Raw genomic sequence first — 12,671 nt, 5'->3', positions numbered from 1 at the left:
ACCGTAACCTATGTGTCCAGAATGGACCCTGTAAAAATGGCGATCCCGGCAGGATTCGAACCTGCGACCATCGGCTTAGAAGGCCGGTGCTCTATCCAGCTGAGCTACGGGACCGCTGGCCGGCCGGGGCCGGCTGATGCCACTACGCCAAGGCACGCTCGACAAAAGGGTTAGTGCGTCCAGGGCGTCCTGCGGTCATAGCGGAAATTGTCGGAATAGGAAATCTGCCGGCGCTTCGTCTCCTTCGGCTCCTCGACGCGGAAGGCAATGCCCTGCTTCTCGGCATAGGCCACCGCCTCTTCCTTCGTGTCGAAGGTGAGCCGCACCTGGCTCAGCATGTCGCCCGAAGTGGTGTAGCCCATCAGCGGGTCGATCTTCTTGCGTTGGGCGGGATCGAACTCCAGCACCCAGTGGCCGGTTTTGGCCTTGCCGGACTGCATCGCGGTTTTGGCTGGGCTGAAAATGCGCGCGGACATGACCACCTCTTTGCCGCCCGAAGACCGGGCCACCTCATTTCGCGGCGCGCGTCCGAAAAGCCGAATTCGAGCCTGAGGCCGCGCGCCAACCCGTCAATACTGTGCAACGGCGGCGCCCGCAAGCGGCCAAGGCTTGCGAAGCCGTCATGGCCGGCAAGCGATGGTCATGACCGGGTGGGGGAACCTCGCGCCGGTCCGGACATTAACGGAAGGTCAGGCGACCAGCCCGGCCGCTTCAGCCATTGGTCGCGGCCAGCAAGGCTGCGAGGCCACCAAGCGTCGCCATCCTCGTCAATAAGCCCGGACAGTGTGCCATGACAATGACAACCGAACATCCCGTCCTGCAGCTAGCCGTGCTTGTCGGCAGCCTGCGCGCCCAATCCCACAGCCGCAAGATCGCCAAGGCGCTGGCGGCCCGCGCGCCGGACTCGCTGCGTTGCCGCTTTATCGAGATCGGCGAGTTGCCCCTCTACAACGAGGATCTCGACGGCGACACGCCGCCCGCCGCCTGGTCGGCGTTCCGCGCCACGATAAGAGAGTGCGACGGGGTGCTGTTCGTGACGCCCGAATACAACCGTTCGATCCCCGGCGGTCTGAAGAACGCGCTCGATGTCGGCTCGCGTCCCTATGGCAAGAGCGTCTTCAAGGGCCTGCCCGCCGGCGTCGTCAGCGTCAGCCCGAGCAAGATCGGCGCCTTCGGTTCCAACCAGGCGCTTAGGCAGACCTTCGTCTTCCTCGACATGCCGGTGATGCAGCAGCCGGAGGCCTATATCGGCAATGTCGCCGAACTCCTCGACGACAATGGCGCGGTGAAGAGCGGCGACACCGCCGCTTTCCTGGAGAATTTCATGGGCGCGTTGGAGACGTGGATCCGAACCGTGCGGCCGGGCGGCTCGTCCTTCGACACCTTCATGAAGCAGCGCGAGAAGATCGCCGAGGACTATGTCAACGGCAACGCCACGTCGCTGAAGGCGATCGTGACGCATAGCGAGCCGGCAACCTTCTTTTCGCCGCGAGGCGACCATCTCGAAGGGGCCAACGCCGTCGCCGGCCGCTACGAGCGCGACGCCGCCAGCTTCCACCAGGGCGGCAGCACCGATCTCGAGGTGCTACAAGCCTCCGCGAGCGGCGACCTGGCGTTCTGGACCGGGCTGCAGCATGCGAAGGCGCGCATGGGCAAGAACGGCCAGCCCGCCGAGATGACCTTGCGGGTGACGGAAGTGTTCCGGCTCGAGGACGGCGCCTTCAAGCTGGTGCATCGCCACGCCGATCCTGCAAACGGTTAAGGCGGCTCAGCGTCGATAAGGCACTGATCCGCCTTAATTCTTTGTCCTCGCGCAATTCCGGACGGAAAACCGCTGCGCACTTTTCCTGGATTGCTCCGGCCACCCTTATCCGCGACACAATGCCGGGGCCTTTGCAACCACGGCCTATTCCCATTGCCTCGTCAGCGGCATATGTCGGATACATGGCCGTGGCACCTGAAAGCCATGACGACGATAAAGACAAGAATGGGCATGGAAGCGGAAATCTCGTCGGATTGGACCGGCGAGCCGGCGATCCTCGAAGGCGCGATCGTGATCGGCGCCGGCGCGGCGGGATTGGCGGCGGCCTACGCCTTGATCGAGGCCGGGGTCGCCACCGAGGTCCTCGAACGCGAGGGACGCCTGGCCGAGCCCTGGTACCATCGCCATGAGAACCTGCATCTCAACACACATCGTGACCTCTCGACGCTGCCCGGCGTTTCCTTTCCGAAAGGAACCCCTGCCTTTCCGCACCGCAGCGCGGTGATCCGCCTCTTCAACGACTTCGCCCAGACGCACCGGCTGCCGATCGCCTTCGGCATCGTCGTCAGGGAACTCGTGTTCCGCGGCGACCACTGGCTGGTGAATACCAACGCGGGACCGCGGGCGGCCCGCCACGTGGTGATCGCCACCGGGCGCGATCGGCAGCCCTTCATCCCGGCCTGGAAAGGCATGAAGGGTTTCTCGGGCAAGATCGTCCATTCGGCGCATTTCGGCCGGGCGGGAGACTATACGGGCAAAAAAGTGCTGGTGGTCGGCGCCGGCAATTCCGGCTTCGACGCGCTCAACCACCTTTCCGGCGTCGAGACCGGGCAGATGTGGCTCTCGGCGCGCAACGGGCCTTCGCTCTTACCCAAGCGCATCGGCAAGATCGCCGTGCACCGCTTCTCGCCTGTCATGGCGAGCCTGCCGTCCCGGCTGGCGGATGCGGTGATGGCGGCGACGCAGCGGCTGGTCTTCGGCGATCTCAGGAAGTTCGGCCTGCCCCCCGCCCCGTCGGGCGGCGCCAGCCGCCTCGGCTCGGACTATACCGCGATCGCCGCCGACGACGGCGCGGTCGACGCGATCAAGGCCGGGCGCATCATCGTCGTGCCGCAAGTCAAGGAATTCAGCCATGACGGCGTCGTTCTCGAAAACGGCCAGGCGATCGCGCCCGATATCGTCATTGCCGCGACCGGCTATCGCACCGGGCTGGAGACGATGGTTGGCAGGCTCGGCGTGCTCGACGCCAAGGGCGTGCCGCTGTTCAACGGCGCGGGCAGCGACCCGAAGCTGCCGGGCCTGTGGTTCACCGGCATGCGGCCGAGCATTCGCGGCTGCTTCGCCAATGCCCGCATCCAGGGCGCGGCGATCGCCGGCAGGATTGCCAGGGGAAAGCGCTAAAGCGGTGTTCTCGACGCTGCGCTTCCGTTTTTGGGTTGCCTTCCCGGCCCCGGAACCCTATACGCCGCGAGCGTCGGAGTGTAGCGCAGCCTGGTAGCGCACCTGATTTGGGATCAGGGGGTCGCGTGTTCGAATCACGCCACTCCGACCAGTTTTCCTGTGAACATGCTGCAGCCTGCGGGCTGGGAACCCTGCCCAGCCTTTGCAAGTTTTGTCGTCATGACAAAGACCCCGACCATAGCGCGTATCTGGCGCGGCAGGACCTTGCCCGAGAAGGCCGACGCCTACGAGGCCTATAATTACGAGATCGGCATCAAGCCGCTCATCGAAAAAGCGCTCGGCGTCCAGACCTTCCGCGAGGATACGCCGACCCATTCAGAGTTCGTGACGATCTCCTACTGGGAAAACATCGAGGCGATGGCGCGCTTCACCGGCGACGGTCCGATCCAGGTTCACCATCTCGACCGCGACGCGGAATTCCTGATCGAACTGCCCAGCAGCGTGCAGGTGCTGCGCCTGCTCAGCAGCCATGGCCGCACCCGCTAAAGCGCGTCGCGATCTTTCAGATTCGCTCACTGCGCTTTAGGTTTTTGATTTTACGCATGTCTTTGTCCCGAAACCGGTTCCCACTTTCGGGAGACATGCTTTAAGTGCGCTCCGGCATCGAGCAAAGCCCGCCGAGCCAATCAATGCGAGAATAGGACCGTAAACCCGCCGGGCGAGTCCCCAACAACCTCGAGCCCGGCGAGCCTACAACCCGATCTGGAACGCGACCGGGACCGGGATCAACCGGCATTTTTGATGTTGCAAGATGGATGCCAGCGGGGTCCGTCCCGAAATGGGACAACTACGATGCATCGTCCCATGGATTGATGACTGGGACCCCCGCCGCATGGAAAGGCGTAGTGTCGCGTGACGCTACATGGAAACCTCTCGCAGCAGCAATCGCCGTACACTAAATATCGAACTCGCCCTGCCCTTCGTCCATGGCGCTGACGGTTTCGGCGGCGAGCGCACGGGTGATCGGCGTCTTGCGCTCGAGCGCGGCGCGGTCGAGGCGTTCGACGACGCGCATAGCGGTCGCCAGCGAGCGTTCGATGCGCCGCACCAGATATTGCACGACATGCGGCTCGACCTCGACCTGGCGGTCGACGAAGAGCTTTGTGATGACGCCGGCAAGCAGCAGATCGTCGGGCTCGTGGATCTCGATCGTCGCCGCCGCCTTCAGCCGCGAGACGAGGTCTGGCAGCGTAACGCGCCAGGCGGAGGGGAAGCGCCGCGCCGTCAGAAGCAGCGTGGAGCCGGCGCCGCGCACCGTGTTGATCAGGTGGAACAGGCCTTGCTCGTCGATCGGGCTCTTGTCGATGTCGTCGATGAGCGCAGGCATCGCGCCAAGCCCGCCGATGTGCTCGCCGATCCTGTCAGCAGCGATGGCGATCGCGTGCGCCCGTGTTTGCCATATCTGGGCGAGATGCGTCTTGCCGGAACCCGGAGGCCCGGCCAGCACCACTACCGGCGAGGGCCAGTCCGGCCAGCGGTCGACCAGCGCTGCCGCCTGCGCGTTGGTGCCGGAGACCACAAGCTCGTCGCGCGAATAGCCGGTGCCGTGGCCGAGGTCGAGCGGCAGTTGGCGCGGCGGTTCGGTGCGCTCACCGGCCATTTCAGTCACGCGGCTGGCTGCGGTGGCCGCCGCCGCGATCCGCCGGCAGCGGCGGCGTGAGCTTGGTGGCGTGGCCCCTGTAAAGCGGCGATTCGAGATAGCGGGAAATCGCAAAGCGCACCAGCACCGCGATTGCCGCCGAAGCCGGCACCGCGATCAGCAGCCCGACAAAGCCGAACAGCGCGCCGAAGGCAAACAGCGCAAACATCAGCCATACCGGATGCAGGCCGACGCTTTTGCCGACCAGCCTGGGCTGCAGGATGTTGCCCTCGATGAACTGGCCGACGAAGAACACGCAGGCTACCAGCACGACCATCGTCCAGTCCGGCCAGAACTGGACGAAGGCGACGCCGACGGCGAGCACCAGCCCGGTCAGCGAGCCGACATAGGGGATGAAGGAGATCAGCCCGGCAAAGAAGCCGATGAGGATGGCGAAGTTCAAGCCCGTCAGCGTCAGCCCGGTGGCATACATGGCGCCGAGCACCAGGCAGAGCGTGCCTTGCCCGCGCACGAAGCCGGCGGTGGCGGTGTTGATGTCGCGGGCGAGCGCGCGCACCGTCTCGACATAGTCGCGCGGCACCCAGCTGTCGACAACGGCCACCATGCGGTCCCAGTCGAGCAGCATGTAGAAGGCGACGACCGGGGTGACGACGAACAGGCTGACGACGGAGACCAGCGCCACGCCCGAGCTCCAGATCGAGGTGAAGACGGTGGTCAACAGGCTGAAACCGGAGGTGAGCAGCGAGTTCAGTCCGTCGCGCAATCCGGCGGCGTTGACGCCAAAACGCTGCTCCAGCCACTTCGGATCGAAGCTGGTGATGAGCGACTGCAGGCGGGTGAGATATTCCGGCAGCTTGCGCGCGAAATCCGCCATCTGGGTCGCCAGCACCGGCACCAGGATGACGAAGGCGAGCACCACGACGACGATGAAGGCAATGAGGATCACCACCGTCGCCATGAGCCGGGAAAGGCCGAGCCGCTGCAGCCAATCGGCCACCGGATCGAGGAAATAAGCGAGCACCATGCCGGCGACGAAGGGCAGCAGGATGCCTGAGAAGACATAGAGGAACAGCGACAGGAGCACAGCGACGATCAGCCAGAACGCGATCTGCCGGCGGAGCGCGGTCGAGGCCGCGGCCGTCCAGGTTTCGCTGTCAGGTGTCCGTGTTGGAATTGCCCGACTTGGTGTTGCTCGTCTGGGAGCCTTCGCCATAGCCACTCATATGCCTTAGCCAGGCCACGAGATAGGCCGCGGCCGAAGCCACGGTCAAGACCCCGGAGAGCAATATGAGCGCCGGTCGCAGCGGATCGAGATGGACGGAAAAGGCAAGCTCGCCCAGCACCAGCGCCGCCAGGGCGATCTGCGCGGCGGTGTTCACCTTGGACACGAAGAGCGGCTTCACCTCGACAGGATGCGCCATCACGCTGGACAAAAGCACGGCGCAGATGATCAGCCCGTCGCGCGACACCATGGTCACCACCAGCCAGAGCGGCAGTTCCCCGGCAAAGCCCATGACGACGAAGACCGAGACCAGCAGCAGCTTGTCGGCCATTGGATCCAGATAGGCGCCGAGCCGTGAGAACAAGCGATAGCGGCGGGCGATGAAACCGTCGATACCATCGGAGATGCCGGCGACGAGGAAGCCGGCAAAAGCCCAGTCCCAGCGAGCCTGCAGCATGGCCAGCACCACGGCGGGCACCAGCAGCAGGCGCATGATCGTGATCATGTTGGGTATGGTCACGTGATATCCCGTCGTGGCCTTTGTCGGGGAATAAATGAGGGAGATGGGAGGTGGGCGCAAGGACCGCGTGCCTATTCTCCGACGCCGACGATGGGGAGATTGGTCATCTCCTCCGCCTTCGCCAATCACCGCGCTTTTCCCGGGAACAAATTCCCTCACCCGCGCGTCATCCTTGCTCCCCGAAACCATTCATGCGAAGAGCCCGCAATGGAAACAGGGACGAGCCGAAGATGAGCAAGGGCGACAAGGCCAAGCGCAAGAACGGGCTCACCTATGCCGAGGCGGGCGTCGATATCGACGCCGGCAATCTCATGGTCGAGAAGATCAAGCCGCTGGTGCGCGCGACGCGCCGGCCAGGCGCCGACGGCGAGATCGGCGGCTTCGGCGGCCTGTTCGACCTGAAGGCCGCCGGGTTCACCGATCCGGTGCTGGTCGCGGCCAATGACGGCGTCGGCACCAAGCTGAAGATCGCCATCGATTCCGGCAAGCACGACACGATCGGCATCGACCTCGTCGCCATGTGCGTCAACGACATCGTCGTGCAGGGCGCCGAGCCGCTGTTCTTCCTCGACTATTTCGCCACCGGCAAGCTCGACCCGGACCAGGGCGCGGCGATCGTCGGCGGCATCGCGAAAGGCTGCCGGCAGGCCGGCTGCGCACTGATCGGCGGCGAGACGGCCGAGATGCCCGGCATGTATCACGACAAGGACTATGACCTGGCCGGCTTTGCCGTGGGCGCGGCCGAGCGCGGCCAGTTGCTGCCGACCGACGACATTGTCGAGGGCGACGTGCTGCTCGGCCTCGCCTCCTCCGGCCTCCACTCCAACGGCTTCTCGCTGGTGCGCCGCATCGTCGCCGCGAGCGGCCTTGGCTGGAGCGATCCGGCGCCGTTCAACGACGAGCTGAGCCTCGCCGAGGCGCTGCTCGAGCCGACGCGCATCTATGTGAAGTCGATCCTGAAGGCCATCCGCAACACGCATGGCATCAAGGCGCTCGCCCACATCACCGGCGGCGGATTTCCGGAAAACATTCCGCGCGTGCTGCCCAAGGATTTTTCCGCCGAGCTCGACCTCGAGGCGATCGACGTGCCGCCGGTGTTCTCCTGGCTCGCCAAGACCGGCGGCGTCGCGCCGGAAGAGATGATGCGCACCTTCAACTGCGGCATCGGCATGATCCTTGCAGTCGCTTCCGGGCAGGCCGCGCAAGTGGCCGCCGTGCTGCAGGAGGCGGGTGAGACGGTGACGCCGATCGGGCGCATCGTGCCGCGCCGCGACGCCGGCGTCATCTATCGGGGCTCGATCGGCCTATGAGCAGGAAGCGCACGGTCGTCCTGATCTCGGGGCGCGGCTCCAACATGACGGCGCTGATCGCGGCAGCCAGCGACCCGACCTATCCGGCCGAGATCGTCGGCGTGATCTCCGACCGCGCGAACGCCGCAGGCCTGGGGATCGCGCAGTCGCGCGGCATCGCCACCAAGGTCATCCAGCGCGCCGACCATCCGAGCAAGGACGCGCATGACGCCGCGCTCGATGCCGCGCTCGACGGCTTCGGCGCCGAGATCGTAGCTTTGGCCGGCTATATGCGCATCCTCGGCCGTGGCCTCGTTGAAAAATGGCAGGGGCGCATGGTTAACATCCACCCTGCCCTTCTGCCGGCCTTCAAGGGGCTGGACACGCATGCGCGGGCTATCCGCGCGGGGGTGCGCATCCATGGCTGCTCGGTGCATTTCGTCACCCCCGAGATGGATGACGGCCCGATCATCGCGCAGGCAGCCGTGCCGGTGATGGTCGGCGACAATGAGGACACGCTTGCCGCGCGGGTGCTGAAGATGGAGCACCGCCTCTACCCGCTGGCGCTGGGGCTGGTTGCCGAAGGCAAGGCGCGCATGGAAAAGGGCCACACCGTGCTTGCCCATTTTGCCGACGACGCCGAGAACGCCACCTCAGTGGTGATGGCGCCCGACCCGCTGCGCGAGGAAACCGACCTCGAACAGCTGGCGCGGATCACGCCTTAGAGGCCCTCGGCCGGAAGTAACAGCATGACGCTTCCCCCCGAATTGCTGAACCAACCCCTAAGCCAAACCGAAACAGACCGGCTGCGTAGGGCTTGGATAGACGGGTTAGTCAGCGGCCCGTTCGATTTGACATCGAGGCAATCAAGGAGAAGGCTCGCGCTCGTTTCGCTAGTTGCCCTGGTCCTGAACAATGCCGATGAGACAACTGCTTCTCCTCCGCCACGCCAAGTCGAGCTGGGACGATGCCAAGCTCGCCGATTTCGACCGGCCGCTTGCCCCGCGCGGGCTGAAGACGGCGCCGCTCATGGGGCGCGAGCTGGCACGGCGCGGCTGGCTGCCGGACCTCGCGCTGGTCTCTCCGGCGCTGCGCACCCGCGACACCTGGCGGCTGGTCGCCGCCGAACTGCCGAAACATGTGCCGGCGGAATTCGCTGAGGAGTTGTACGAGGCAGCGCCGGCCGCCATCCTGGCGCGCGTGCGGCAGGCCAAGGCGACCAGCCTGATCGTGATCGGCCACAATCCCGGCCTGCAGAATTTTGTCGGCTCGCCGGCGCCGGATCGGATCAGGGCGTTTTCAAGAAAATCGAAGCGAAGTTTCCGACTGCGGCGTTCGCGCGATTTACCGTGGACGGGGATTGGGGAAGCCTCGAATTTGGAGGCGCTAGCCTGACGCATTGCGTCAGGCCGAAGGATTTGGCTGCGTAGCCCCCCTCAAAGGGAGATTAGCCGCGTCAATTGCCCCAGATGCCTTGGCCCGGGTCCGGCCAGGCTTGCGACGGCGCGGATCCCGTCGTCATCGATGTGTCGACATTGGCCGGTTTGGCGGCCTCGTGCTTGCGCACCGATGCAGTAAAGCCGCGGTCGACGCCGGCTGTCGGCTGATTGGCGCTGTCGGCGCCATAGTGGTCGCTGCCGGCGAAGGCGGAGCCCATGGCTAGAAGCATGGCGGCTGTGGTGAGAGCGATCCTGATCATTTCGGTGGTTCCTTTGTCCTAAAGTTTTGTGGGCGTTTTTGGGGAAGCGGCGTCAGCGTCCCCAGAGGCCGTCGTCATTGTGCCGGGCAATGATCTCGGCGACGGTCGGGCTGGTTGCGGCCGAAGCCTGGTGATGCGCCATGTCCCGCACGCGGATCGAGGCGGTCGGGGCTTGGTCGACGCCGGCGGTCGTCTGGTTGGCGCCGTCGGCGCCGTAATGGTCGCTGCCGGCAGAGGCGCTGCCCATGGCAGCGACGAGCATGGCGGCCGCGACGAATGCGATCCTTGTCATTTGAGTGTTCCTTATCCTGTCATCGGCGGCGCCCTGGGTGGATGGCCCCGCTGCCGACAAGACCTGGAACGGCCTCGATTTATTCCCGGGCGAAATTTCTTCGTTGCCGATCGCTTCGCATGCGCAGCTGAGACCTCGCCTCGAAAGCTCATCTTGAACAATGAGTTAGAAGGAACCTTCGCCTAGCAGATTCAAGCCCACCGATAGCCGGCTGCATAAAAACAAAGCGGCGGGACAAGCCCGCCGCTTTGAGGTCTATCGGAGATCGGAACCGGTTAGCGATTGCCGAACAGGTCGCGGTCAGCGCCCTGGGTGACCGGCTTCTGGACAGTCGCATCCGACTTCTTGATCGAAGCGGTGAACGAGGTGTCGACCGAAGCGGCCGGCTGGTTGGCGTTGGCCGAGCCGTAGTTGTCGGAGCCGGCTAAAGCGGCGCCCGTGGCAACGAGCACGGCGGCGGCGGCAAGAGCGATCTTGGTCATTTTGGTTACTCCAGATTTGAAAGGTTGATGCTTGGTTGATTCAGGACGGGAGCCGGCTTAGCGGCCCCAGATGCCCTGGCCGGATTGCGGCTGGTTCTGATCGGGCGTGATCTTGAGATCGCGCTGCTCGAACTTGCGGATCGAGCCGGTAATGCTGCGATCGATGTTGTCGCCAGACTGGGGCGCGACCGACTGAGTGACGGCCGGCTGGTTGACGTTGTCCGAACCGTAATGGTCGCTGCCGGCGAAGGCGCTGCCCGTGGCAACGAGAAGTGCTGCGGCGGCAAGAGCAATCTTGTTCATTTTAGGTACTCCAGATTTCAAAATCCTGTCCGTCAAGTGGCGTGCCCTGATGGAAATTCGCGTCGCTCGGACCACCCCGAGATGGGTCCGCCCTGTTGCCATTTCCAATCACGAAAATGTGCAAATCGAACCGAACGGTTCGACCTTGAAATCCACGTTAACGTCCCTCGTGCCACATTCTTTTCATTAAATATCAATCGGTTACGATGATAGCCGGTGCGGCTCGACGCTCTGTTTCGGCGCGCCAGCGTTCACCCGGTTGCACAATCCGTCAACATAAATTGAACCGAACCGTTCGGTTTATTTCTTTGAAAGCCAGATTGGGACTTGAACCGGGCCGCCTTAGCGGGCCATAGCCGGCATTTGCCTTGCCGGCGGATCGATACTATCGATTGGCTTCAACTGTCCGTTCGGGCCGCCGGCCGCGCTCGCGAAAGGCCGACGCCACCCGGATAGGCATCCTGAACAGTGATGGACGATGCGGCTCCTGCTTGTCGAAGACAATCGCGAACTGGCCGATTGGCTGAGCAAGACGCTGCGCCAGGCGAGCTATGTCGTCGATGTCGTCCATGACGGCGAGGATGTCGAGCATGCGCTGGCCGCCGGCGATCATGCGCTCATCATCCTCGACCTCGCCCTGCCGCGCATGGGCGGGATGGAGGTGCTGAAGCAGTTGAGGGCGCGCGGCAATCCCGTGCCGGTGATCGTGCTTACCGCCAATGCCAGCCTCGACGGCCGGGTCAAGGGCCTCAACGAAGGCGCCGACGACTATCTGGCAAAGCCCTTCCAGATCGAGGAGCTCGAGGCGCGCATTCGCGTGCAGTTGCGCCGCGCCAACGACCGGACCGCGCCGGTCATTTCCTGCGGTGACCTCGTCTTCGATACCAACACCAGGCTCTTCTCGCTCGGCGGCGTGGCGCTTTCGCTGACGCCGCGCGAGCATGCGGTGCTCGAGCAATTGATGGTCAAGGCCGGACGCACGGTGAGCAAGGCGGCACTTTCGTCAGCGATCTACGATTTCGACACCGACGCCGACCCCAGCGCCATCGAGATCTATGTGCATCGTCTGCGCAAGAAACTGGAAGGCTCGCGCGTCCAGATCGCCACCTTGCGCGGCCTCGGGTATCTGCTGCGCCATGAAGATTAGGCGCCATGCGGATTAGCAGCCTCCGCCTGCAATTGCTGGCTTGGGTGGTGCTGCCGCTGGCTGCGCTGGTGACCGTCAACCTGTGGACCAGCCAGCGCAACGCGGTGGCGACCTCCGACCTGGTGACCGACCGCATGCTGGTCGGTTCGGCGCGCGCGATCGCGGAACAGGTCGCCGTGACCGACGGCGTGCTCAGCGCCACGATCCCGCCGGCTGCGATCGAGATGTTCGACACCGGCGATCGCGACAGCGTCTACTATCACGTCGAGACTGCAGGCGGGCGGCTGCTGACCGGTTATCCCGACCTGCCCCAAGCGCCCCAACGCGGCAGCATCGAAGGTTCCTATCGCGATCATCGGCTCCGCCTTCTGACCCTCAGCCAGGCGGTGATCGGCGCCGGCGCTGATTCACCGATCAAGGTCACCGTGGGCGTCACGCTCGCTGGCCACGACGCGATGGTGAAGCGCCTATGGTTCAGCGCCTTCGCCCAGCAATTGGCGCTGGTCGCGATTGCCGGCGTGTTCGTGCTGCTTGGTCTTCGCCGTGGGCTGGCGCCGCTGATCCGGCTGCGCGATGCGGTGCGCTCGCCGGACCGCAGCGAGCTCGACCCGGTCGATGTCCCCGGCGCGCAAAGCGAGATCCGGCCCCTGATCGATGCGCTCAACGCCTATATGGCGCGTGTGCGGGCACAGATGGCTGCGCAGCGCCGCTTCATCGCCAATGCCGCGCACCAGCTGCGCACGCCGCTGGCGCTCATGTCGACGCAGGCCAGCTATGCGCTGCGCGAAAGTGCTGCCGACCAGCGCCAGGAGGCGCTGGTGGCGCTTCAGTCCAGCTCCGGCAAGCTGGCGCGACTCGCCGAGCAGCTCTTGACCCTGTCACGGGCGGAGCCCG

Annotated in this window: 15 protein-coding genes, 2 tRNA genes and 2 pseudogenes; 9 read left to right on the top strand and 10 right to left on the bottom strand. The window is 64.7% G+C overall.

The window, feature by feature from the left end; translation table 11 throughout:
* Positions 1-37: 37 nt before the first annotated feature.
* Positions 38-114: transfer RNA gene (locus DH10_RS30960), tRNA-Arg, on the bottom strand.
* A 56-nt stretch (positions 115-170) separates the two neighbouring features.
* Positions 171-476 carry an ETC complex I subunit gene (locus tag DH10_RS30955; protein ID WP_126084876.1) on the bottom strand — a complete coding sequence of 102 codons (306 nt, stop codon included), beginning with the start codon at positions 474-476 and terminating at the stop codon, positions 171-173.
* Between the two features lie 314 nt (positions 477-790).
* Here DH10_RS30955 and DH10_RS30950 point away from each other — a divergent pair, with 314 nt between their 5' ends.
* The 4 genes from DH10_RS30950 to DH10_RS30935 all read left to right on the top strand — a co-directional run bounded on the left by DH10_RS30950 (position 791) and on the right by DH10_RS30935 (position 3,709).
* Positions 791-1,762: an NAD(P)H-dependent oxidoreductase gene (locus tag DH10_RS30950; RefSeq protein ID WP_192257274.1), complete on the top strand. Its 972-nt coding sequence runs from the start codon at positions 791-793 to the stop codon at positions 1,760-1,762.
* A gap of 204 nt (positions 1,763-1,966) precedes the next feature.
* A complete protein-coding gene (locus DH10_RS30945; RefSeq protein WP_376774932.1) occupies positions 1,967-3,163 on the top strand; it encodes a flavin-containing monooxygenase in 1,197 nt (398 codons plus the stop codon).
* A gap of 74 nt (positions 3,164-3,237) precedes the next feature.
* A tRNA-Pro gene (locus DH10_RS30940) sits at positions 3,238-3,314 on the top strand.
* 68 nt (positions 3,315-3,382) lie between these two features.
* On the top strand, positions 3,383-3,709 hold the full coding sequence (locus DH10_RS30935) for a hypothetical protein (protein WP_192257272.1): 327 nt from the start codon (positions 3,383-3,385) through the stop codon (positions 3,707-3,709).
* A gap of 301 nt (positions 3,710-4,010) precedes the next feature.
* On the opposite strand, the pseudogene DH10_RS37380 reads toward DH10_RS30935, so the two are convergent.
* The 4 genes and pseudogenes from DH10_RS37380 to DH10_RS30920 form a co-directional block, all read right to left on the bottom strand.
* Positions 4,011-4,112: pseudogene (locus DH10_RS37380) on the bottom strand (VapC toxin family PIN domain ribonuclease); the annotation flags it as partial.
* A gap of 6 nt (positions 4,113-4,118) precedes the next feature.
* The gene (gene hdaA / locus DH10_RS30930) at positions 4,119-4,823 is read right to left on the bottom strand and encodes a DnaA regulatory inactivator HdaA (RefSeq protein WP_192257787.1); all 705 of its coding nucleotides are present in this window, start codon (positions 4,821-4,823) and stop codon (positions 4,119-4,121) included.
* A gap of 1 nt (position 4,824) precedes the next feature.
* Complete coding sequence (locus DH10_RS30925) at positions 4,825-6,036, bottom strand: AI-2E family transporter (protein WP_192257785.1); 1,212 nt, start codon at positions 6,034-6,036, stop codon at positions 4,825-4,827.
* Positions 5,978-6,565: a CDP-alcohol phosphatidyltransferase family protein gene (locus tag DH10_RS30920; protein WP_192385691.1), complete on the bottom strand. Its 588-nt coding sequence runs from the start codon at positions 6,563-6,565 to the stop codon at positions 5,978-5,980. Before DH10_RS30920 ends, DH10_RS30925 begins: the two co-directional genes overlap by 59 nt.
* Before the next feature lie 230 nt (positions 6,566-6,795).
* Between DH10_RS30920 and purM the strand changes: the two genes are divergently transcribed.
* The 3 genes and pseudogenes from purM (at position 6,796) to DH10_RS30905 (ending at position 9,284) form a co-directional block, all read left to right on the top strand.
* Positions 6,796-7,875: a phosphoribosylformylglycinamidine cyclo-ligase gene (purM, locus tag DH10_RS30915; RefSeq protein ID WP_192257781.1), complete on the top strand. Its 1,080-nt coding sequence runs from the start codon at positions 6,796-6,798 to the stop codon at positions 7,873-7,875.
* Positions 7,872-8,579 (top strand): phosphoribosylglycinamide formyltransferase, encoded by a 708-nt coding sequence (gene purN, locus DH10_RS30910; protein WP_192257779.1) that lies wholly within the window; start codon positions 7,872-7,874, stop codon positions 8,577-8,579. The genes purM and purN overlap by 4 nt, the downstream gene beginning before the upstream one ends.
* A gap of 196 nt (positions 8,580-8,775) precedes the next feature.
* Positions 8,776-9,284: pseudogene (locus DH10_RS30905) on the top strand (SixA phosphatase family protein).
* Positions 9,285-9,310: 26 nt separating this feature from the next.
* On the opposite strand, the gene DH10_RS30900 reads toward DH10_RS30905, so the two are convergent.
* From DH10_RS30900 to DH10_RS30885, 4 genes are all read right to left on the bottom strand, one after another.
* Positions 9,311-9,553, bottom strand: coding sequence for a DUF680 domain-containing protein (locus DH10_RS30900; RefSeq protein WP_192257775.1), 243 nt, complete (start codon positions 9,551-9,553; stop codon positions 9,311-9,313).
* Between the two features lie 52 nt (positions 9,554-9,605).
* Entirely contained in the window at positions 9,606-9,845 is a 240-nt protein-coding gene (locus tag DH10_RS30895) for a DUF680 domain-containing protein (protein ID WP_192257773.1), read from the bottom strand.
* 275 nt (positions 9,846-10,120) lie between these two features.
* On the bottom strand, positions 10,121-10,327 hold the full coding sequence (locus tag DH10_RS30890) for a DUF680 domain-containing protein (RefSeq protein ID WP_192257771.1): 207 nt from the start codon (positions 10,325-10,327) through the stop codon (positions 10,121-10,123).
* A gap of 57 nt (positions 10,328-10,384) precedes the next feature.
* Positions 10,385-10,630: a DUF680 domain-containing protein gene (locus tag DH10_RS30885; RefSeq protein WP_192257769.1), complete on the bottom strand. Its 246-nt coding sequence runs from the start codon at positions 10,628-10,630 to the stop codon at positions 10,385-10,387.
* Positions 10,631-11,108: 478 nt separating this feature from the next.
* Here DH10_RS30885 and DH10_RS30880 point away from each other — a divergent pair, with 478 nt between their 5' ends.
* Together DH10_RS30880 and DH10_RS30875 are read left to right on the top strand one after the other, a co-directional pair.
* Positions 11,109-11,777 (top strand): response regulator, encoded by a 669-nt coding sequence (locus DH10_RS30880; protein WP_192257767.1) that lies wholly within the window; start codon positions 11,109-11,111, stop codon positions 11,775-11,777.
* 5 nt (positions 11,778-11,782) lie between these two features.
* Positions 11,783-12,671, top strand: an 889-nt coding sequence (locus DH10_RS30875; protein ID WP_192385690.1) for a sensor histidine kinase, incomplete at its 3' end; no start/stop codon positions are given.

The sequence above is a fragment of the Mesorhizobium silamurunense genome, from assembly GCF_014843825.1.
In the GTDB taxonomy this organism is placed as follows: domain Bacteria; phylum Pseudomonadota; class Alphaproteobacteria; order Rhizobiales; family Rhizobiaceae; genus Mesorhizobium; species Mesorhizobium silamurunense.
Note: the sequence above shows the minus strand (reverse complement) of the source record. Positions and strands in the feature narration are given on the sequence as shown.